At 61.2% G+C, this 21,792-nt stretch carries 19 protein-coding genes and 1 pseudogene; 5 read left to right on the top strand and 15 right to left on the bottom strand.

Annotated elements, in window-relative coordinates; genetic code table 11:
- Window positions 1-161: 161 nt before the first annotated feature.
- From LHL23_RS21155 to LHL23_RS21140, 4 genes are read right to left on the bottom strand one after another with little or no spacing between them, the layout of a single operon-like run.
- Entirely contained in the window at window positions 162-1,199 is a 1,038-nt protein-coding gene (locus LHL23_RS21155) for an extracellular solute-binding protein (RefSeq protein ID WP_226431450.1), read from the bottom strand.
- Window positions 1,200-1,219: 20 nt separating this feature from the next.
- Window positions 1,220-2,029 carry an ABC transporter permease gene (locus LHL23_RS21150; RefSeq protein WP_226431449.1) on the bottom strand — a complete coding sequence of 270 codons (810 nt, stop codon included), beginning with the start codon at window positions 2,027-2,029 and terminating at the stop codon, window positions 1,220-1,222.
- Between the two features lie 3 nt (window positions 2,030-2,032).
- On the bottom strand, window positions 2,033-2,962 hold the full coding sequence (locus tag LHL23_RS21145; RefSeq protein ID WP_226431448.1) for an ABC transporter permease: 930 nt from the start codon (window positions 2,960-2,962) through the stop codon (window positions 2,033-2,035).
- On the bottom strand, window positions 2,962-4,053 hold the full coding sequence (locus LHL23_RS21140) for an ABC transporter ATP-binding protein (protein WP_319005226.1): 1,092 nt from the start codon (window positions 4,051-4,053) through the stop codon (window positions 2,962-2,964). Before LHL23_RS21140 ends, LHL23_RS21145 begins: the two co-directional genes overlap by 1 nt.
- Before the next feature lie 260 nt (window positions 4,054-4,313).
- On the opposite strand from LHL23_RS21140, the gene LHL23_RS21135 reads away from it, so the two are divergent.
- Window positions 4,314-5,714: an aspartate ammonia-lyase gene (locus LHL23_RS21135; protein ID WP_226431447.1), complete on the top strand. Its 1,401-nt coding sequence runs from the start codon at window positions 4,314-4,316 to the stop codon at window positions 5,712-5,714.
- Here LHL23_RS21135 and LHL23_RS21130 read toward each other — a convergent pair.
- From LHL23_RS21130 to LHL23_RS21090, 9 genes are all read right to left on the bottom strand, one after another.
- Window positions 5,711-5,962 (bottom strand): CBU_0592 family membrane protein, encoded by a 252-nt coding sequence (locus LHL23_RS21130; RefSeq protein WP_222481386.1) that lies wholly within the window; start codon window positions 5,960-5,962, stop codon window positions 5,711-5,713. The two genes, LHL23_RS21135 and LHL23_RS21130, sit on opposite strands and share 4 nt — an antisense overlap.
- Entirely contained in the window at window positions 5,962-6,342 is a 381-nt protein-coding gene (locus LHL23_RS21125; protein ID WP_226431446.1) for a cupin domain-containing protein, read from the bottom strand. Before LHL23_RS21125 ends, LHL23_RS21130 begins: the two co-directional genes overlap by 1 nt.
- Before the next feature lie 10 nt (window positions 6,343-6,352).
- The gene (gene argE, locus LHL23_RS21120; protein WP_226431445.1) at window positions 6,353-7,492 is read right to left on the bottom strand and encodes an acetylornithine deacetylase; all 1,140 of its coding nucleotides are present in this window, start codon (window positions 7,490-7,492) and stop codon (window positions 6,353-6,355) included.
- A gap of 2 nt (window positions 7,493-7,494) precedes the next feature.
- Window positions 7,495-9,564, bottom strand: a complete 2,070-nt coding sequence (locus LHL23_RS21115) for an oxidoreductase (RefSeq protein ID WP_226431444.1) — start codon at window positions 9,562-9,564, stop codon at window positions 7,495-7,497.
- Between the two features lie 92 nt (window positions 9,565-9,656).
- Entirely contained in the window at window positions 9,657-10,601 is a 945-nt protein-coding gene (locus LHL23_RS21110) for a LysR substrate-binding domain-containing protein (protein ID WP_226431443.1), read from the bottom strand.
- A gap of 33 nt (window positions 10,602-10,634) precedes the next feature.
- Window positions 10,635-12,131, bottom strand: a complete 1,497-nt coding sequence (locus tag LHL23_RS21105; protein WP_222481376.1) for an aldehyde dehydrogenase — start codon at window positions 12,129-12,131, stop codon at window positions 10,635-10,637.
- Between the two features lie 14 nt (window positions 12,132-12,145).
- Entirely contained in the window at window positions 12,146-12,820 is a 675-nt protein-coding gene (locus LHL23_RS21100; RefSeq protein WP_222481374.1) for a DUF1028 domain-containing protein, read from the bottom strand.
- 121 nt (window positions 12,821-12,941) lie between these two features.
- On the bottom strand, window positions 12,942-13,358 hold the full coding sequence (locus LHL23_RS21095; RefSeq protein WP_222481371.1) for a RidA family protein: 417 nt from the start codon (window positions 13,356-13,358) through the stop codon (window positions 12,942-12,944).
- 131 nt (window positions 13,359-13,489) lie between these two features.
- Entirely contained in the window at window positions 13,490-14,764 is a 1,275-nt protein-coding gene (locus LHL23_RS21090; protein WP_222481369.1) for a flavin-containing monooxygenase, read from the bottom strand.
- A 188-nt stretch (window positions 14,765-14,952) separates the two neighbouring features.
- Here LHL23_RS21090 and LHL23_RS21085 point away from each other — a divergent pair, with 188 nt between their 5' ends.
- Together LHL23_RS21085 and LHL23_RS21080 are read left to right on the top strand one after the other, a co-directional pair.
- Window positions 14,953-15,288 (top strand): hypothetical protein, encoded by a 336-nt coding sequence (locus LHL23_RS21085; RefSeq protein WP_226431442.1) that lies wholly within the window; start codon window positions 14,953-14,955, stop codon window positions 15,286-15,288.
- A 291-nt stretch (window positions 15,289-15,579) separates the two neighbouring features.
- On the top strand, window positions 15,580-17,355 hold the full coding sequence (locus LHL23_RS21080; protein WP_226431441.1) for an adenylate/guanylate cyclase domain-containing protein: 1,776 nt from the start codon (window positions 15,580-15,582) through the stop codon (window positions 17,353-17,355).
- A gap of 574 nt (window positions 17,356-17,929) precedes the next feature.
- On the opposite strand, the gene LHL23_RS21075 is transcribed toward LHL23_RS21080, so the two are convergent.
- Window positions 17,930-18,448 carry a MarR family winged helix-turn-helix transcriptional regulator gene (locus LHL23_RS21075; RefSeq protein WP_226431440.1) on the bottom strand — a complete coding sequence of 173 codons (519 nt, stop codon included), beginning with the start codon at window positions 18,446-18,448 and terminating at the stop codon, window positions 17,930-17,932.
- 81 nt (window positions 18,449-18,529) lie between these two features.
- On the opposite strand from LHL23_RS21075, the gene LHL23_RS21070 reads away from it, so the two are divergent.
- Window positions 18,530-19,519, top strand: a complete 990-nt coding sequence (locus LHL23_RS21070) for an alpha/beta fold hydrolase (RefSeq protein ID WP_226431439.1) — start codon at window positions 18,530-18,532, stop codon at window positions 19,517-19,519.
- A 164-nt stretch (window positions 19,520-19,683) separates the two neighbouring features.
- Window positions 19,684-21,075: a pyridoxal phosphate-dependent decarboxylase family protein gene (locus LHL23_RS21065; RefSeq protein WP_226431438.1), complete on the top strand. Its 1,392-nt coding sequence runs from the start codon at window positions 19,684-19,686 to the stop codon at window positions 21,073-21,075.
- A gap of 276 nt (window positions 21,076-21,351) precedes the next feature.
- Here LHL23_RS21065 and LHL23_RS21060 read toward each other — a convergent pair.
- Window positions 21,352-21,741, bottom strand: a pseudogene (locus tag LHL23_RS21060) (transposase); the annotation flags it as partial.
- Window positions 21,742-21,792: the final 51 nt, after the last annotated feature.

The following is a 21,792-nucleotide window of genomic DNA, read 5'->3' as shown; positions in this document are numbered from 1 at the left end:
TATTTGCTGTGCCGTCCGCAGGTCCGTTTGCCAGCAAGCAGAAAACCGGCCCCCGTTCCAAACAGATCCAAGGACTGCAACCGCTTCTCAATCCGACACAAAAGACCCCGGGCGATGCATGCCCGGGGCAGTTTGCCCTAGCGGGCATTCAGGGGAGGTTCTTACTTCTTGAGGTTGGTCCAGATCTGGTCGTAGACCGCTTGGGTTTTCTGGTCGCAGACCTCGATGAATACGCCATCGCCCGCATCGGCATGAGGGTTCTTTTCCGGCTGCGCGGCCAGAGCGGGATCCAGGAAATCGGCGACCCCGGTCACACCGGCATTGTACTGCGCATAGTTGGTGACGGCGGCGATGTTTTCCGGCTCCAGCAGGAAGTCCATGAACTTCAGAGCATTATCGCGGTTGGGCGCGTCCTTCAGCAGAACCACATTGTCCATCCAGGCGACGTAGCCCTGGGTCGGATAGGCATATTCCACATTGGCGCCCTCCTCTCTCGCCTTGGCAGCAAAGCCATCGTAGATCTGCCCGACTGCCGCGTCGCCGGACACCAGCACTTCCTTGGCAGTGTCTGAGTTGAACGAGGCCCAATGCTGCTTGGCGTCCTGCAGCATGGCGTTCAGCGCCTTCAACTGCTCACGGTCGGCGGAGCATTGCGGGATCCCCAGATGCAGCGAAGCCATCGCCATCACCTCACCCTGGCTGTCCAGCATGTTGATCTTGCCCGACAGCTCTGTCGGCGGGTTGAACAGGATGTCGGTGGTCTGGATGTCGCCGCTGTAGGCGTCGCGGTTCACAGCAAAGGAGGTGGATCCCCACTGGTAGGGGATCGAGGAAGCGCGGCCCGGGTCGAAACTGGGGTCGGCCCACTCCGGGGCGATGTTGCCCTTGTTGGCCAGTTCGCCGTCGGCAATGGTGTCCAGCAGGCCCTCGCCCGCCATGATGCTGACCATGTAATCGCCGGGAACTGCCAGGTCATAGGTGCCCATGCCGCCGGCCTTCAGCGTTGCCAGCATGGATTCATTGGAATCGTAGGTGTCCATCGTCACCTCGACGCCGGTTTCCGCTGTGAACTTGTCCAGCACCTCCTGCGGCATGTATTCGAACCAGTGGTAGAGGACCAGTTTGCCCTCGGCCGCGGCGGCATTGGCGGCAACACTCAAAGCAAGGGTTGCGGCGCTGGCTTTCAGCAGGTTTTTCATGTGTTTTCCTCCGGGTTGGATCATTTTGTGTTGTCGGATTTGCTGACGAAGTAACTGATGGTGACCATCACGATTGAGATGCTCAGCAGCATGGTCGAGATCGCCATGATGTTGGGTTTGATGCCCTGTTTGACGGAGCCGAAGATCGCGGTGGGCAGGGTCTCGACACCCGCACCCTTGACGAAGTTGGTGATGATGAAGTCGTCGAGCGAGACGATGAAGGCCAGCAGGAAGCCGGAGATGATGCCCGGTGCCATCAGCGGCATCAGGATCTTGGTGAAGGCCTGCCTGCGGGTTGCGTAAAGATCCATCGCCGCCTGCTCGAAACTGTCCTCAATCCCCTGCATCCGGGCCGAAATCGGCAGGTAGGCGAAGGGGATGCAAAAGGCGATATGGGCAACCAGGATGGTCATGTAGCCGCGGGTGAAGCCGATCGAATTGAAGAAGATCAGCGTGGCCACCGCAGTTACGATTTCCGGCACCATCAGCGGCAGTGAGATCAGGCCGAAAGACACGGTGCGCAGCTTGAAGTTGCCGCCGCGGACCATCGCTGTGGCCGCCAGTGTCGCAATTGCTGTGCTGCAAGTGGCCGCAATGATCGCGATGGTGAAGCTGTTGAAGGCTGCGACCTTGAACTTCTCGCTTTCCGGCCCGGTGAACACATCGGCGTACCAGCGCAGGGAAATCCCTTCCCAGTTGGTGATCGATTGGGAGGCGTTGAAGCTGTAGATGGTGACGATCACCAGCGGGGCATATAGGACCACCAGACACAGCAGGGTGACAGAGCGGAAGCCCTTGTAGGCTTTGATATTGTCATTCACATGCGCCATGGCTCAGCCCTCTGTCTTGTCTGCTTTGGCCTGCTGGCGGGCGGAGAACATCAGGATGATCAGCACCATGGTCAGCAGGATCATTGAGGCGGCGGCGCCGAACGGCCAGTTGCCTGCGTTGCCCTTGAACTGCTCCTCGATCAGCGATCCGATCATGAAGTTCTTGGCGCCGCCCAGCAGATCCGGCGCCAGAAAGGATCCCATCGAGGGCACGAACACCAGGATGCAGCCCGCTACGACGCCCGGTTTCACCGCGGGCAGCACGATCCGGCGCAGGGTGGTCCATTTGCTGGCATAGAGATCCGCCGCAGCCTCACTGAGCGAGAAGTTGTAGCGTTCCACCGCCGCATAGACCGGCAGCACCATGAACGGCAGGTAGGAGTAGAACAGGCCCAGCTGCACCGCAAAGTTGGTGTTGACGATGTGAATGGGGCTGTCGATCAGCCCGGTGCCGATCAGGAAGTCATTGAGCGGCCCCTGGTCGCGCAGCAGGAACTTCATGCTGACGGTACGGATCAGCAGGTTCACCCAATAGGGAATGGTGATCAGGAACACCCAGACGGGCCGCACGTTTTCAGGCCGTGTGGCAATGAAATAGGCGGTCGGGAAGCCGATCACCAGGCTGAGAAGCGTCGCCGCCCCGGCCTGCCAGATCGAACGCCAGAAGATGGTGATATAGGTCCATTCGATGCTTGGCGGCTCATCTCCGAACAGCCCGCGGTCAAAGAAGAACTGGTCATAGGCCGCCAGGGAGAACTCCCAGATCACCCCGCCTCGGAATTCCTTGGTCAGGAAGGAATAGATCAGCATCATGCATACGGGGCCCAGCACAAAGATGCCGAGCACCGCCCAGGACGGCAGCAGCAGCCAGCCGCGGGCGTCCTTGTATGTGTCTGCGCGGGCTGAACCGCCGCTTGCTGCGCCTGCTGCCATCAGTCCATCAGGAGGCGCCCGGCCCCCAGCTCCATGTTGACGAAAATCTCGCTGCCCGGCTCAAAGATCCGCTTGTTGCCGCGGTCGGAATTGGAGGTCCGCACAATGAACTGCGGCCCCTCGGCCAGATCGACCAGCGTGCTGATGTCGGTGCCGACAAAGATGTTTTCTGCGACCCGGCCCTTGAGGCTCTCGGTCTCCACCGGCACATCGGACATGAACAGCCGTTCCGGCCGCACAGACATATGCACCTTGGCACCTTCGCCGATGCCCTCAACTGAGTTACAGGTCAGCGCGTGGCCGCCGCCCAGGTGGCAGAGCGCGCGGCCGTTCATGACTTGATCAACGGAGACTTCCAGCAGGTTTGTCTCGCCGATGAAATCCGCCACGAACATGTTGCGCGGTTGTTCATAGATTTCGGTCGGGGTGCCCAGTTGCTGCATCTCGCCCGCCGACATCACCGCAATGCGGTCGGACATGGTCAGCGCTTCCTCCTGGTCGTGGGTCACGAAGATGAAGGTGATCCCGGTTTCCCGCTGCAGGTGCTTCAGTTCCAATTGCATCTGCTTGCGCAGCTTCAGGTCCAGCGCCGACAGCGGCTCATCCAGCAGCAGGACTTTAGGCTGTGGCGCCAGCGCACGCGCCAGCGCCACACGCTGCTGCTGGCCGCCTGAGAGCTGGGACGGTTTGCGTGCAGCGAATTGCGACAGCTGGACCAGCTCCAGCATCTCGCCCGCGCGCTTGCGGGCGGCGGCTTTGGATTTGCCGCGCATCTCCAGGCCAAAGGCCACGTTGTCCAGAATGGTCATATGCGGGAACAGAGCGTAGTTCTGGAACACGGTGTTCACCGGGCGCTGATGCGGCGGCAGGCTTTCGATCTCGTCGCCATAGAGCAGGATCTCGCCCTCGGTCACGTCCTCGAACCCGGCAATCATCCGCAAGAGGGTGGTCTTGCCGCAGCCTGACGGCCCCAGCAGGGTGAAGAACTCATTGTCCTTGATGGTCAGCGAGATCTGCTTGAGGGCAGTAAAATCCCCATAGCGTTTGACCGCATTGCGCACATCAATCGCGTCTGTCTTGTTACCGGGCACTTGCGCCTCCCCATCTGCCGCGTGTCGTTTGAACCAGCATAGGAAGGCCGGGGGGCTTGCTTAAGAATTGACTCCCTCAGCAAATGTTAGCCTTTGCCTAACCTTTAAAATAACTTCAAAATCAATGAATTGACCACTCCAGGGCCAGTCCTGCGCCTGCTTCGGCAGCTCCTAAGCCGCGCAGCGGAAACCACAGCTTTGGCGCGGCAGCAGATATTGTTAAGGTCACAGAAGACATCCCAGCAGCAGGACAGCAGACAATGCATAAAACGCGCACGGAACGGGATTCCATCGGCCAGGTTGAGCTGCCCGCAGATTGCCTGCACGGCATCCAGACAGAGCGGGCCCGGCAGAACTTCCCGATCACCGGGGTGCCGCTGTCGCATTTCCCTGCACTGGTGCGGGCGCTGGCGATGGTGAAATCCGCCGCCGCCCGCGCCAATGAGGAAACCGGCGGCCTGGTGACGGAGAAGGCAAAGGCAATTGCCGCCGTCTGCAAGGAGATTGTGCGCGGCCGCCATCACCGGCACTTTAGCGTCGACATGATCCAGGGCGGGGCGGGCACCTCCACCAACATGAACGCCAATGAGGTGATCGCCAATCTGGCGCTGCTGCGTATGGGGCACCCGCCCGGTAGCTACGCGCATCTGCACCCGAATGACGACGTGAACCACGGCCAGTCCACCAATGACGTCTACCCGACCGCGATCCGGCTGGCGGTGCTGGCCAGCACCGAACCGCTGTGCGAGGCGCTGCACCGGCTGCAGCAGTCATTCGGCGAACGTGCAGAGGCCTTTGACGGCATCCCCAAGGTTGGCCGCACCCAGCTGCAGGACGCGGTGCCGATGTCTCTGGGCATGGAATTCGCCTCCTTTGCCGTCACCGTGGGCGAGGACGTCGACCGGCTGCGCGATGTCAGCCGCCTGCTGACCGAGGTTAACCTGGGCGGCACCGCGATCGGCACCGGCGTCAACGCCGAACCAGGTTATGCCCCGCTGGCGCTGCAGTATCTGTCGGAAATGTCCGGGTTCGAGCTGCAGCAGGCGGGCAACCTGATCGAGGCCTCGTCCGACCTAGGCGCCTTTGTCGCCTATTCCGGCATCCTGAAACGGGTGGCGGTGAAGCTCTCGAAAATCTGCAATGACCTGCGGCTTTTGTCCTCCGGCCCCCGCGCAGGACTTGGCGAGATCACCCTGCCCGCGGTACAGGCGGGGTCGTCGATCATGCCGGGCAAAGTGAACCCTGTAATCCCAGAGGTGGTCAATCAGGTCTGTTTCCAGGTGATTGGCAATGACCTCACCATCACCATGGCTGCGGAAGCAGGGCAACTGCAGCTGAATGCAATGGAGCCGGTGGTCGCCTACAACCTGCTGGAATCCATCCGTATCCTGAGAAACGCCGTTGACGTGCTAACGGAGAAATGCGTGGCCGGCATTACTGCTAATGCGGACCGCTGCGCCGCCCTGCTGGACAACAGCCTGGTGCTGGCCACTGCTCTTGCCCCGCATCTAGGTTACGACGCCGCTGCCAGGATAGCCAAGGCAGCGCTGTCCTCGGGCCGCAGCATCCGCGCCGTGCTGGAGGAAGAGGGCAGTCTGTCTGCGGACAGGATTGATGAAATCCTTTCGCCCGCTGCCATGCTGAACGGGCCGGAGCGTTAAGCTCTGGCCCGCAGGTTCCGCAGGATGGCAAGCACAGCAATCAGCAAGAACATCACCTCGATCACGATGGCGCCGAGGTTGGGGCGGTAGACCAGCGACAGCATCACCAGCGCACCGCCCGCGATATTTGCGGCATTGAACGGGATCCTGTCCGCAGGCAGCGCACCACGCGTGGCCAGATAATAGGCCGCAACGATGATCACCGAGCCGGCAAGGCCGAGCGCGTCGAACCAGGTGATTTCCGCCATCACAAAGGAATATCCGTGGTCACCGCCAGATAGGATTTGCGCGCAATGTCGCTGCGGATGTCCCACAGGACAGGGGTGCCCTTGGCAATGATCCAGCTGTCACCCGGCCCATAGATCACGGTTTCGCCATTGGCTTCATTGGTCAGTGCCACCTCACCGTCCAGCAAGGTAGCGTGCTCGTGAAAGCCGTAAGTGACGCGGTACTTGCCCTTGGTCACGCTATACAAACCGCCAAACACCGGATCACCGGGAGTGCCCAGCGCAAAACTGCCCGCACATTCAGGCGTGCCTTCAATGGTTTCCGAACCGATGTCCTCCGGCGTGCCCCAGGGCTCCAGGTCTCCGCGTTCCATGGTTTGCAGATAGGCGGTCATTGCCATGTCACATTCCTTAAGTTGTCAGATCTTCCAGAATCCGGTCCATCATCGCGTCGCATTGGCTGAGCTGGCTCAGCTCCAGATATTCGTCGGGCTTGTGCCCCTGCCCCTCCATCGAACCCGGACCGCAGACCACCGTGGGGATACCCAACTGGTCAAAGAACCCGGCCTCAGTGCCAAAGGCGACCTTGGTGGTGGTGTGGCTCTGGGCAAGCTTCTGGGCAAAAGGGACGACAGGGCTGTCTGCGGACACGTCGAGGCCGGGATAGGCGTTGTACTGCTCGACCTCGATGCAGGCCTTCGCCGGGTAACGGCTGCTGACCCGCTCGGCGGCAGCATGGATGCGGGCCAGGATGTCCTCGCCGCGGTCCGCCGCCAGATGGCGGTATTCAAATGTCAGCTCTGCCCGGTCCGGCACGATGTTAAGCGCTGTGCCGCCGATCATCTTGCCGACATGCACGGTCGAGTACGGCACTGCGTAAGCTGCATCCCGCGCGCCATTGGCGGCAAAATCCTCCTGCAGCGCCCGCAGTTCGGCCAGAATATCCCCAGCCAGATGCAGTGCATTGGTGAAATTCGGGGCAAGTGCGGAGTGGCCGCTTTGGCCATAGCAAACCGCACGCAAGGCAGCCTTGCCTTTGTGGCCGATGGCGACTTTCATCTCCGTTGGCTCCCCCACGAAACAGGCCCGCGGCTTGCCGATCAGCAGCGCCAGGCGCTCCAGCATCTCCTGGATACCGACGCAGCCGACTTCCTCGTCATAGGACAGCGCGATCTTCAGCGGCTCTTTCAGTTCTGCTTTCGCCGCCCGATCAGCCAAAGCCAAGGCACTGGCAACATAGCCCTTCATATCGGTTGTGCCGCGGCCATAGACCCGGCTGCCATCACGGGTCAGACGGAACGGGTCGCGGGTCCAGTCCTGCCCGTCCACCGGCACCACATCCGTGTGCGCAGACAGCAGAATCCCCTGCCCCCCCGGACCTTTCTCGGCGTAAAGCCCGGTCTTGGAGCCATCCGGCGAGGGCAGCCGCATCACGGCAAAGCCGCGCTCGGTCAGGAAGCCCTCCACATAGGCGGCAAGCTCCAGGTTTGAGTTGCGGCTGACCGTGTCGAACCCGGTCAGCCGCTCCAGTATGTCCAGCGTCGCTGTCATCGTCAGTCCAGGGCCAGCTCGGTGATCTCGCGGCGGAAGGGCAGCGCATCGCCGATGTCCGGCCCGTCCAGCTCGCGGGCATAGCGGTGGCCCGCATAAGTCGCCCAAGCGATCGGCCCCGGCGCGCTGGCGTCACCGATGGTCTTGACCGACTTGATGCCGGCATCCGCCCATTCCGCCTCGCGGGCGCGCAGGTCTTCGTAAAGGCTGTCGTTGCCGGTGCGCGAGGCGACCATCACCACGGCATCTGCTTCGATGTTCCAGGTTCGATCGGTGTAGGTGCAGTTTGAAACCACATGGCTTGCATGGATTTCGGTCACCCCGCGGTTCAGAACGATCTCCACCCCGGCCTCAACCAGGCGCGGATGGATCGCCACCTGTTCCAGCGTGTTGTTGGTCCAGTCGCTGACATAGGCCGAGGGCGTGACCAGCGTCACCTGCGCGCCCTTGGAGGCCAGTAGTTCGGCCAGAACGCCGCCCATGTAATAGTGATCATCGTCATAAACCACGACGCGGCCTTCGGGGATGGTGCCGTCCATCAAGTCATCCGGTGTATAGACTTTCGCCCCTTCTGCAATCGGCATTGGCACTACGTGCTGGCGCGAGACTCCGTCCCGGCGCCAGGTGGAGCCGGTGGCGATACAGATGTTCTCAAAACCGAACTCAAGGATGCTGTCCGCATCCAGCGGGCTTTCGCGGTAGATCTCCACATTGGGGCGCTGGCTCAGCTGGTAGTCGCGATAATCCACAACGCGGCCCCAGGCATTTAGGCCCGGCAGTGTGCGCTCGCGGGTCACACGCCCGCCGATCACATCCTTGGCCTCTGCCACCGCCACATCATAACCGCGGCGGCAGAGCGCCCAGGCGGCTTCCAGGCCGGCAGGGCCGGAGCCGACCACCAGCACGTTGGAGCTGTCACCCTTGGTATTCATCTTCTCCGGATGCCAGCCCTTGCGCCATTCCTCCATGAAGGTCGGGTTCTGGGTGCAGCGGCTGATCGACATGGTCATGTCGCCGGTGATGCAGATGTTGCAGCCGATGCATTCACGGATGTCCTCGATCCGGCCCTCCTCGATCTTCTTTGGCAGGAAGGGGTCAGCAATCGAGGGGCGCGCACAGCCGATGAAATCGAGCGTGCCGGACTTCACCATCTTGGCCATCACATCCGGGCTGGTGAAGCGGCCGACGCCGACGATAGGCTTGTTAGTCAGTTCATGAATGCCGCGCACCAGTTGTTCCTGCGCAGCTTCTTCCTTGAAGCGGCTGGGCCCAGAGCAGTCTTCCCATGTGCCCTGCGCCAGGTCCCACAGGTCCGGCAGGTCCTTGTTCATCTCGATGTAATCGCGCACCTCGGCGTTGGAGAAGCCCAGCTCGCCAATGGTTTCATCCAAGCTGACGCGCAGGGTGATCGCCATGGTGTCGCCCACGGCGTCGCGCATATCCGCAATAACTTCCTGGCTGAAGCGGGCGCGGTTCTCCAAGGAGCCGCCGTATTCATCCGAACGCTGATTGGTCGCCCGGCTCAGGAAGTGCTGAAAGATGCCAAAGCCATGGGCACCGTAAAGGCAGATCAGGTCGAACCCGGCCTCCTTGGACCGCTTCGCCGCATTCACGAACCAGCGGCGCAGATCCTTGATGTCCTGCTTGTCCAGCGCGCGGGCCTGCACCGGGTCGTTGGTGAAGGTGCGGATCGGCAGCGCAGAGGGCGCCAGCGGCACCTCCTTGGAATAGAGGTTCGGGCCGTTGATCCCGGAGTAGGCCAGCTGGATACCGGCCAGTGCGCCGTGGGTCTTCATCCGCTCCGACATCTTCCTGAGCTGCGGGATGTCCTTGTCCTCCCACAGGCGCAATTCGATGAAAGGCGTGATTTCAGAGGTGTGATGCATCTCGCACTGTTCAGTGAAGATGACGCCCCATCCGCCTTCAGCCTTGATGCCCCGCATCGCCGCAGCGGCAGAGGGGTCACGGTAGCCGCCGCCGTTGCAATGGGGCACCTGGTAAAAGCGGTTTTTGGCGGTGAGCGGGCCGATCTCCATCGGCTCGAACAGAATATCATAGCGGGGGTCGCGCAATTTCCATCTCCTTCGGTGCAAGAGCACTCAAAGGGTACAGGACCCGGTCACAGGCGAAAGTTGCGCTTACGGAAGCATTGATTAGCCGCCGCCTAAGCGCCGCTGCCGTCCCCGATGCGGATCCCCGGAACGGTGCCGTCAGTGATCCGTTCCTGGCAGTAGCTGATGAAGGTCTTGACTGTCAGCACGTTCTCGGCGCCTTCGGCGGTCAGCAAGCCCATCCGCATCGGCCGCAGCTTGCCCTCAATCGGCACGAACTTCAGCCTGCGCCCGTCCGGCGCCATGTCCGTCACCGGGCGGATATTGGCGATTGAATAGCCGAACCCGTTCGCCACCAGCCCGCGCATCACCGCCATATCGCGGGTGCGCTCGGCGATCTGCGGGGCGGCGCCGGCATACTCAAAGAACGATAGAAAATACTCGGCGCTCAAGGGCAAGTCGAGCAACACCATCGGATGTGCGGCCAGTTCCTCTACAGTGACACTTTCGCGGCCAGCAAGCGGATGATCCTCGCTCAGCAAGGCGTAGGGCGGCAGCTCGGCCAGCGCGCTGAACTTCAGGTCTGCAGGAATGTTCAGGTCATATGTCAGCGCCACGTCGATCCGCGCCTGGCGGATCAGGTCGATGAGACCGGCCTGGTCGCGCTCCATCTGGCTGATGGTGACTGCGGGATAGAGCGCCTCGAACTGGCGGCGCAGGCCCGGCACAATCAGCTGGGCAAAAGTCAGAAGGCAGCCCACTGACAAAGGCCCCTGCACAAAACCCGATATATTGTCTGCCAGCCGGCTGAGAGCGCCGGCCTCGTACAGAACAGCGCGCGCCTGATCCATGAACTGGTGGCCGGCCTGGGTCAGCGACAGACCTTGTGCGTGCTTGCGCACGAACAGCTGCAGGCCGAACTCATTTTCCAGCTGCGACACCGCCGCCGAGATCGACGGCGAGGACACATTCACCTTCTCCGAAGCCAGGGCAATGGACCCGGCCTCGCCGACGGCGACGAAATACTCCAGCTGGCGCAGTGTGAAACGCAAAGGCATGTCAGCGACTATGCCGGAGCAGGACCGGGCCGATCAAGCCCGGTATTTGATCCAAGTGGTTTTCAGTGCGGTATATTTTTCCAGGCTGTGCAGCGACAAATCGCGCCCGAAACCGGATTGTTTCATGCCGCCAAAGGGCGTCTGCGCAGACAGAGCGTCCACCGTGTTGACTGAAACCGTGCCCACCTGCAGCTTGTCCGACACCCGGCACGCGCGGCTGAGATTATCGGTCCAGACTGAAGCTGCCAGGCCATAGATCGAGTCATTGGCCATGGCGACCGCCTCATCCTCGCTGTCAAACGGGATCACCGACAGCACCGGGCCAAAAATCTCATCCCGCGCCAGCGGGTTGTCGTGGCCTACGTCGTCAAAAATCGTCGGCTGCACAAAACAGCCCTTGCCATCGACGGTGACACGTTCGCCGCCCGCCACCAGATTGGCCGTAGCTTTGCCTGCCTTGACAAAGCGCATAATGCCCTCGGTCTGCCTCTCATCCACGATGGCACCCATTTTCGAGGCCGGATCCAGCGGATCGCCCGGCTGTGTGGCCGCGGCGCGGGCAATCAGCTTCTCGACAAAGGCATCCTTGATCGAGCGCTCCACATAGAGCCGTGAGTTGGCAGAGCAGACTTCGCCCTGGTTGAAGAAGATACCGAATGCGGCCATGTCGGCAGCCGTTTCCAGATCTTCGCAGTCCGCAAACACCAGGTTGGGACTCTTGCCGCCGGTTTCGGGCCAGACCTGTTTCAGGTTCGATTGCCCCGAATACTGCATGAACATCTTGCCGATGGCGGTGGAGCCAGTGAAGGCGAGGCAATCCACATCCATATGCAGCCCCAGTGCCTTCCCAGCGGTGGCGCCAAAGCCGGGCACCACATTGAATACCCCATCCGGCACGCCGGCCTCTGCCGCCAGCTCTGCCAGCCGCAGGGCAGACAGCGGCGATTGCTCCGCCGGTTTCAAAACCACGGAGTTGCCGGCCGCCAGCGCGGCCGCGGCCTTCCATGTCGCCATGTCCAGGGGGAAGTTCCAGGGCGTCACCGCTCCTACAACTCCCAGAGGCACGCGGGAAACCAGCGCCAGATCGCCCGGCCCGGTCGGCGCCACCTCGTCATAGACCTTGTCGATGGCTTCTGCATACCACTGGAAGAAATGCGCGGAACCGGGTGCGTCGATTGTGGCCGCATCAGTCACCAGCTTGCCCATGTCCAGGCTGTCCAGAAGCGCCATCTCTTCCAAGTTGCCCCGGATCAGGTCCGCCAGCTTCAGCAGCACCGCCTTGCGGTCCCCCGGCGCCATCCGCGACCACCGCCCGTCCTCGAACGCCCTGCGGCCCGCCGCCACGGCGCGGTTCACGTCCTCTTCATCACACTCGGACACCTGCGCCAGCACTTCACCCGTCGCCGGGTTCACACTGGCAAATGTCTTGCCCGATGCCGCGTCCGAAAACTTGCCGTCTATGAAGGCCTGCCCGCGGAACGAGAGACCTGCAGCGCGGGTTTTCCAGTCGTCATATGAATAGTCCAGCATGCTCTCTCTCCTGATTATTCGTCCCCGGGAACGCCGTAAGACGGCGCCGCGCGCGGGTCGAGCGCGCGCTGCACATAGGCGTCCAGCTGCGGCTTGTAGATGTCCCAGGCGGCGGCGATGTTCTCGATCGGGCAGTCCTCAGACCAGTCGCAACGCAGGTCGGCCACTGGCCAGCTCACCTTGTCGACGATCTTCAGTCCCGCCGAATGCACCGGTCCGGCCTCGCCGCCGGCCGCCAGCCCAGCCCGCATCGCGGCAATCAGCCGGTCGCCCAGATGGCCCTCAGCCGCCTGAAACCCGTCCGCAATCGCCTGGCACACCCCGTCGTTGGCCAACAGATTGCCGCCAGAGGCGACATCCCGCCCCTCCGCCTGGGTCCAGATGCCCAGGGAGTTCGGCCCGGAATGGATCGCAGTGCCGCCTAGCATGTCCACCACCAGCACCTGGCGGTATTCGATGAATTTGCCCTGCGCCCGCACCTGTTCCACGGCTTCAGCCGCGGTCATGCCCTGCTCCATCAGGTCCAAGGCCATCGGGCCAAGGCTTGGGTCGGTCACATTCTGGCTTGCCACCGCGCCGACACCGGCCCGGGCAAAGGAACAGCGCGCCGCCACTGCAGGCGAAGAGGACGAGATCGCCACCCCGAACATGCCCGTTTCCGCGCAGCGCGCCACAAGCGAAAATGTCATCGTCTCTCCTCCTCACCAGCCACTAGAGATGATCCGTTCTTCATCTGGCCGGAAATATCCTCGGGGGTGAATTGAGCCTGAGGCTCAAGAGGGGGCCGACAACCCCCTCCGCGCTTCCGGATCAGTCCGGAATGACCGCGGTGCCGTCGATTTCCACCAGCCATTCCGGCCTCGCCAGCGCCTGTACCACCAGGCCGGTCGACACGGGGTGCACCCCTTTGATGTATTCACCCATTGTGCGGTAGACAGCCTCGCGGTGGCGCACGTCGGTGATATAGACCACCACCTTCACCAGATGCTCCATCGAACCGCCGCACTCCTCGATCAACTGCTGGATGTTCTGCATCACCTTGTGGGTCTGCTCGACCGGGTCGTGGCTGTCGATGTTCTTGGCGTCGTCCAGATTCTGCGGGCACTGGCCACGCAGGTAAACGGTCTTGCCGCCCTGGGTCACCACCGCCTGGCACAGATCATTGTCCAGGTTCTGTTCCGGGTAAGTATCCGATGTGTTAAACTTGCGGATGCGGGTATGGGCCATGATGTCCTCCTGGCATGGCGAGATGGCGGGTGCGGCCGGCATCGCGTTTACCGGTGACAGTCGCACACACGTCGGGGCAGCAATATTACCGTCTGGCTACCCGTTGCTTAGGCTGCAGCTAAGCGGCGCGCTCAGAGCACATCGGCACGGCGCTCGCCGGGGCCGCGGTAGCCCTCGTAATGGCGCTGGATAGCGATCTGGTCAGCCACGTGCTTGGCATCATGCCAGACCCCCCAGATGAAGGTCGACCCGCGGCGCGACTGCCAGGGCAGACCCAGGAAGTAGATCCCAGGCTCTGCAGACACGCCGCGCTGATGCTGCGGGCGCCCCCTCTCGTCAAAAGCATCCACTTTCAACCAGTCAAAGTCCTGGCGAAAGCCGGTGGCCCAGAGGATGGTGGTGATGCCTTCCGCCGCTAGATCCAGCTCGCGGATCGGGTTTGTCAGGCTGTCCGGGTCGGGGAAGGCACTGCGCGCTTCCGGTTCTTCCGGCAGATCAATGCCTGTGCGTTCGACATAGGCGTCTGCCAGGTCCAGCATCGTCAGGTAGTCGGCGTCACCACTGGCTATGTTCTCCTGCAGGTCGCCGGCAAAATTCATGGTGCCGCTTACGTAGGACTCGGTCAGGCCCAGCAGGGTCACGCCTTCGCCAGCCAGCCGGCGGAAATCCATGGTCTGGCCGCCGTATGCGCCGCTGACCGAGATTGTCACATGCTCCTTGCCCGGCTCCAGCGCCGCCTGGTCCCACAAGCCCAGAACACCCAGCCACCAGACAAAATCCCGGCCCCGGTACATGCGCGGGGGGCGGTCGTGCGGACCAACCGAGAGATAAACCTTGCGGCCGGCCCGGTTCAGTTCGTCTGCAATCTGAGCGCCAGAGGACCCGGCGCCGACCACCAGCACCGCGCCTTCAGGCAGCTGATCCGGGTTGCGGTAGTGGAAGGAGTGCAGTTGGTTCACCTCTGCGCCTTCCGGCACCAGAGGCGGGATCACCGGATGCTGGAAGGCGCCGGTGGCAGCCACGATCCGCTGCGTCTCGATCACTCCGTCCGAGGTATCGACCCGGAACCCGCCGCTGCCGTTGAGACGCTCAGCCTTGGTCACCTCGACGCCAGTGCGGATCGGTGCATTGAAGCGTTCGGCGTATTCCACAAAGTAGTCCGCGATCCTCTCCTTGCCGGCAAAGGCTTCCGGATCAGTTCCGGTGAACTCCAGGTTCGGGAACCGGTCGTGCCAGGCCGGGCCGTTGGCCACCAGAGAGTCCCAGCGGCCCGACCGCCAGGCCTCGGCAATCCGGTTCTTCTCCAGTACCAGATGCGGCACGCCGTGGCTGGTCAGATGCTCGCTCATTGCCACCCCGGCCTGGCCCGCACCAACAACCAGCGTGTCTACCTTTTCTATCGCCATTTCCAAACCCTCTTCTGACACTCCGGCGCGGGCTGTTGCCTGCCGGTCTTCCCTGACAGAATTTTCACATCTCAGGATTAGGAAAAAGAAATCTATGGCTTACCCCTGCTTCGCTTGCAGCTAACCAGCTGCTGAAACCAAAATAGGCAACTCAAGGGACTTTCACGACAAAGCCTTGATGGGAAACCTTGAACGACGCGGTTTTCCTGGCTGGCCTGCCCGTAATCTACGTCGCCAACTGGCTTCGCTGGGGACACTCGGCCGAAGCACTATGGCTCGAACTCCTTGGGCTCGTCTTTTGGATGGAGTTCGCGGTCTTATCCCGCTGGCGCACAGATTTCATCTGGATAGGCGTTGGACTGCATGCGGTTTGGGACGCGTTCCACTTTGGGAATACCGAATATGTCCCGGACTGGCACATCACCGCTGGCATCGCAGCCAACCTGGGGCTTGTCGGGTTCCTGCTCATCGTGGCTGGCCCCAAAGGAAGCCAGCAACCGAAGCTCGAACGGCCCATGCAATAGCCGCCGGTCACTCTCGGCAAGCGACCGGACGAAGGCGCTCCGGTCGCATTAACATGTATGCGTAATGGAGCCGATGGCCCATTCCCGACCTTCACCGCCGAGTCAAGCGCTGCAGTACAGCTTCACCGAGCCTGCCGTTCGCTTTAGGTGTGAAGTCAGAAGCATGATGAAAGTCGGATCACGGGACACAACTGCGATTTGCCGTTTAGGAGGTTTAGCAGGGTAATCGCACCTGTTCTAATGACCTGCCTCATCGAGTAGACTGTGGTACCGTCGTGTCTGGTATTCGAAATGGCAGAACAGTACGATCACCGCCGCCTCGCGGCAATCATCCTCGCTGACGTAGTCGGTTACAGCCGCCTCATGGAGCAGGGCGAGGCAGCGACGCTCTCGGCCCTGAAGGACCTTCGTAGCTCGCTGATTGACCCGCTGCTGGCAGCACATCGAGGCCGGATCGTCAAGTTGATGGGTGATGGGACCCTGGCAGAGTTCGCCAGCGTGCAGGACGCGGTCCGGTGTGCCGTCGAACTGCAGCGCGAGATAATTGTGCGCAACACCGACATGACTGATGACCGGCGGCTTGAGCTTCGGATCGGTGTCAATCTGGGCGATGTGATTCCGGATGGCGACGATATCTATGGAGAGGGCGTGAATGTCGCAGCGCGGTTGGAAGCCATGGCCGAACCCGGCGGTATTTTTGTTTCTGGAGCTGTACACGATGCTATCGGAGGCGAACTGGCACCAGCCTTTGAGTTCGTTGGCGAACAGTTCGTGAAGAATATAGCAAAGCCCGTGCGCACTTACCGGTTTATTGGCGGCCCGAAGCCGTTACCGAAGCGACCACTGCCGTTGGCTGGTGACCGGAGTGGCTTGGAACCCTCGCTGGCCGTCAAGCCATTCGAAAATCTCAGCGGTGATCCCGAGCAAGATGTCTTCGCTAACGCCTTGTCAAACGGTATTCTTGCGGCGCTCGCGAGAGTTCCCGGCCTAATTATTGTTCAAGATGAGACGCCATTTCTGACCCTGTCAAGCTCAATGGGAGACCAAGAACTGGCCAGCCGGTTTGATGTGCAATATCTGCTTAAGGGCGATCTGCGTAAGCTTGGGAACAGGGTTCGCGTGAACACGGTGCTGATGGAGGTATCAACCGGCCGGTATCTCTCAGCGGAAAAGTTTGACCGCAATCTCGCCGACTACGATGATCTATTTGCCCTTCAGGACGAAATCACCGAGCAGATTCTTGAGTTTCTGGGCGTCAAACTGTTCGGTGGCGAAGCCGTTCGCATCGTCCGCAAGATGTTCAAGAATTCGGAGGCGCTAGAAACCTATTTTCAAGGTGAGTATCTGATCTTCAATGCGAAATCTGGCTTGGACCTGCAAAGAGCGCAGCATCTGCTAGAGGAAGCAATTCGCCTTGAACCAACATGCTCGGCGAGCTACGCAGCAGGATCTCTTGCCTACTGGGCAGCTGTATTCTCCGCACCTGAGGAAAGCGTTGCACAAGTCTTGGAGCGCGCAGAATGGCTTGCCCTTGAAGCAATTCGCCTCGGAGATGCTACAGGGTATCCTCATATGGTTCTGGCACACCTGCATTTGAGCCGTAGGGAATTCAGAGATGCCAGTGAAAAGGCAGACTTAGCCGTATCCGCTCGACCAAGTTGCCCCGCCTCGTATGCACTCAAGGCCGGAGTCCTGAACTTTCTCGGACGCTCGGGCGAGGCCATCGAGCACGCTGAATTCGCATTGCGCCTGGTGCCTCACCAGTCGGTCCCAATTTACCCGGCAATCCTGGCTAGCGCATTTTATGGGGCTGATCGGCATGATGAGGCCATCAAAGCAGCCAAGTCAGCGATTGAAATCGATGGGAACCTTATCGAGCCATATCTCGTGCTGGTGGAGTCTAGCATTGCGCTGGGGCGAAACGAAGAGGCGTATCAAGCTGCTTGCACCGTTAAGAAAATTCAGCCGGACTTCACGCTTGAGAAATTCGCGGCGTCCCAGCCCTATAAGGACCCAGAAAATCTAGAGCAACTACTCGACCGGTTGCGCCGGGCCGGACTGAAGTAGGCTTACAAGCAGCAAGCTGAGGCAAGGCTGACCGCGCCCCCTCAAAGCGATGCTCGGATGCCCTCTAAACTTTGTTGATCTAGGCTTAGGGCCCCAACCTGTCTCAGATGCAACGCAGAGCGATGGCCATACCAAAGAGATCCTCCGGTATGAACGGCCCTTTCCCGACCTTGACCGCCGAGCCAGGCGCTGCAGTGCAGCTTCACCGAAGCTGCCGTTCGCGGCAGGCGTGAAGTCAGAGGCATGATGACGGTCGCTTGAGCGGAAAAGAGCGGCCGTTCCTGCCCTGAGGAGAATAGCGGCAGGCAGCCCAGGGAGCACCCGGAAACCACTTTGATTTCCAGGGCGCTGGGAATGTCGAACGCGCCTGCCAATTCGCGGTGCCCCCAAACCCTTTCTAGCCCAAGCCAGATGCTAGGGAGCTGCGCTTCTTCAGGGCTTGGTTGCAGGCTGACCAGTTACAGGTCTTGCAGTTGGTTGGTGTCTGCTCATTTTTTGGGCAACCACGTTGGCTTCTCGGGTTAAATCCACGTTGGCCTTCGAAAGGTAAAGCCTGGCACTATTGCCAGGCGCTTCAGTCCGCCCCGTTTACAGGCACAAGTATCGGGCAATTTGTGCAGGCGCGGCTGTCGCACAGCCGGCAGGTCCGCAGCTTGTGCGTGTCGTCACCGGCAGCAGCTTGCAGCAATTTTTCCAGCAGCCGGGCCAGGTCCTTTTGTTCGTCAGCGGACAGGCTGCCGGTCACTGCCTCCAGTGCGGCCAGCCGCTCGCGCAGTATGTTCTCCCGAGCGGCTTGGCCGGCTTCTGTGAGATAAAGCGCAATGCTGCGCTTGTCGTGCTCCGCCGCCTGTCGTCTGACAAGGCCGTCCTCGGCCAGCCTGTCGATCAGGCGCACCGTGCCTGTATGGGTGAGATCCAAAAGCCGGCTCAGTGCGTCATTCGACAAACCTGGCTGGTGGCCGAGCGCACAAAGCGCCGCCGGTCCTTCTCCGGAGCGGTGGAACTGCCTCGCCAGAACCGTCTTCAGCTCATCGTGCAGGCAGAGCACCGCCGCCCCCAGTAAATTCGCAGTCCGCCGTGAATCATCCGTCATACGGATAATATGTGACTCACACACTTGAATTGGAAGAGGCCATTTATATATGTGACTCACACACATTTATGGAGAAGCCCAATGACCGTTGACCTTCAGACCAGTGAGCCGGCATCGCAGCAACCCGCTCCAGGCCATGATCCGCGCCTGATCGCGGTCCCTGCCGAAGAGACCTTTGAGGGAACTTGGCCGTTTCAAGCCCGCTACAGTTCCGCCTCCGGCTATCCGATGCACTATGTCGATGAGGGCAGCGGCCCGGAGACGCTGCTGCTGCTGCATGGCGAACCGACCTGGAGCTATCTTCACCGTGCTCAGATTGCTGAATGGTCCCGTGATGCCCGTGTGATTGCCCTTGACCATATGGGATTTGGCAAAAGCGCCACCCCGCAAGACCGCAGCTATTGGCTGCAGGATCACATCGACAATGCGGAACGCTTTGTTTTGGAGCAGGATCTCCGGGATGTGACCCTTGTCATGCATGATTTCGGCGGGCCGGTTGGCATGGGCGTGGCCATCCGGCACCCGGACCGGATCAAACGGATCGTTTCGGTCAACGGCCCGACGCCCCTCGGGCAGCCTGATCTATTGGATCGCTTGATTGCCAATGCCGGTGCTGCACCCTGGTTTCAGTGGATCATGCAGGCAGAGGAAAACGGCACCTTGGAAGCGGTGCTCGGCCAGCTTGACTACAACATCCTGTCGACACTCAAGCTGAATGGATTTGTCCGGAATGAGCTGATCACCGACACTTGGCTGAATGCCTACCGGGCGCCGTTTCCTACGCCTGGATTTGCTGCGGGCGCAATCGGCTGGGCCAAAGGCTTTGCCACCGGCAAACATGCGTTCGAAGAGGCGAGCGGCGCCGTAAAGTCCGAGCTGGCAAAGAAACCTGCTATCGCCATCTGGGGCGAAGCCGACAGGACGCTGCAGGCAGAGCAGTTTCTGCCCCTGTTCCGGCAGGCGTTCCCCGGCGGTCAGATCAAGACCTTGCCCGAAACTGGCCACTACAGCCCGGAAGACGCGCCGCAGCTAGTATCCGGACTGGTGTCCGAGTTTATTGCAACCAGCTGAACGGCGGGCGTGCTATCAGCAAGGCTCTGCATCTGCACCTTCTCCGGCGCGGATGCGGCAGGCGCGGCAGCATGGGGCGCAGGCCAGGCGCAGAACGGGCAGCAATGACCGCAGTCTGCAGGCCTGCTATCAACCTGAGAACGGTCTCAGACAAGGAGTTCAGAATGCAACGGACGGCGACAGAAGAACAGCAGGGCGAGCTGCAGCTGCTGCGCGATGCAGAGGCCAGAGCCGCGCGCTACATTGCCAGCGTGTCGGAGATGCCTGTTTTTCCCGATGCCGCCGTCCGGCAGCAGCTTGCACGCTTTGATGAGCCATTGCCGGACTCCAGGAGGGATGCAACCGAAACGCTGGCGCTGCTTGATGAGGCCGGCTCGCCGGCGACAACCGTTTCAAACGGACCCCGGTACTTTGGCTTTGTAATCGGTGCGACGCTGCCGGTCGCCGCCGCTGCGCAGCGCCTGGCGTCGGCTTGGGATCAATGCGCCTCCTCGCAAATGAACTCTCCGGTGGCGGACAAGATCGAGAAAGTCGCGGCGCGTTGGCTGCTGGAGATCCTGGACCTGCCCCGCGAAAGCGGCGTGGCGTTTGGCACTTCGGCAACCGCGAGCACGCTTGTCTGCCTCAGCGTCGCGCGGCGCGAACTGCTGAAGAAATGCGGATGGGACTTCGATGCCATGGGATTGCTGGGCGCGCCGGAAATCAAGGTTGTGGTTTCCGAGCTGGCCCATATCACGGTTCTCAAGGCCCTCAGAATTCTGGGCTTCGGCCAGGCCCGGCTGATCAAAGCACCGGTCGACAGCGCCGGCCGCATTGACCCGGCCCGGCTTCCTGCACTGGATGGGCAGACCATTCTGTGCCTGCAGGCCGGCGAGGTGAATACGGGCAGCTTTGATCCCTTCCTGCCGCTTATCGAAAAAGCGAAACAGGCCGGCGCATGGGTGCATGTCGACGGGGCCTTTGGATTGTGGGCGCGCGCGTCCCCGGCAAAGCGCGGCCTGACCAGCGGCATAGAGGGCGCGGACAGCTGGACCACTGACGGCCACAAATGGCTCAATACCCCGTATGACGGCGCGGCGGGCATCTGCCGCGACCGCAACGCAATGGCGGCCGCCATGAACAGCGACGCAGTATATTCCACCGCATCCACTGAAAGCCAGAAGAACCTGGGCATCGAATTTTCCCGCAGCGCCCGCGGCGTGCCGATCTGGGCGGCCCTGCGCACGCTTGGCCGCGCCGGCGTCGCCGAACTGATCGAGCAGCACTGCAGCATGGCTGCCCGCATTGCCAAGGCCCTGCCCGGCCTTGGGTTTGAACTGCTGTGCGAGCCCGTCTTGAACCAGGTCCTGTTCCGCTATGGCACCGAGGCGCAGACCAGGGAGCTTCAACAGCGGGTGGAGCGCTCCGGGAAAGCGTGGTTCGGCGGCACCGTCTGGAACGGCGAACCGGCCCTGCGGATCAGCGTGTCGTCCTGGCGCACCAGTGATCAGGATATCGATGCCCTGCTGAACACGCTGCAGGCGGCCCGCGGCAGTTTGGACCGTGGAAACCGGTAAAACTGCTGAAGGCCGGGGGATGCTATGGGGCTAAATCCCAGGCCGCTGGCGCCGAATTGGAAAGTTCGCGGAAGTTGGTTGCGGGAGAAGGATGTGGACACTGTTTCATTCGGTTCGGGTAGCCAAGAGCGTTTTCCAGGCGCATGGCATAGATGAGAACGGAAAAACGGTTTCGTTGAAGCGTCTGGATCGAAGGTCGATGATCCCAATCTTCTCGAAACTACCGCCCGCCATAGTGCACTAAGTCCGGCTGACGCCGCTTTCTTAGGTTTAGGGTTCGCCCTCGGCCTCGATGCCCGCGCTGCCGCTCAGAAGATGCAAAAGCCACTTTGAGCCGCGGCAGGTGATGTTCACTGCTAGGGTCTGCCGGCGCCGGCTCAGGGTACTGAAGTCAGATACGGCCCAGTCCAAACAGACCAGGCGCAAGAGGCTTTCGACGAAGCCTGACGTCTGCCGGAGCGCCATCCCGAACAAATCCTTCGGGGCCAGACAGGATTGGATCGCGGCGGCGCTCTCCTGAGCCCATCAACCGCGCCTGCCAATCCGCGTTGGCACTCAAGCCATTTACGGGTCAAACCAAATAGTTAGGGAGCCGCGCTTCATCAAGGCTTGGCAGTAGGCTGGCCAGTACTTGGTCTTGTAGTTCGGCGGTATGGGGCTGCTTATGCACTTGAGCTGCCACGCAGGTTTCACAAGGCGAATCGCCACTCGGCGCTT

Origin of the sequence: Leisingera sp. McT4-56 (assembly GCF_020514995.1) — a bacterium.
Lineage (GTDB): Bacteria > Pseudomonadota > Alphaproteobacteria > Rhodobacterales > Rhodobacteraceae > Leisingera > Leisingera aquaemixtae_A.
This window is presented reverse-complemented; position numbering and strand designations above follow the sequence as displayed.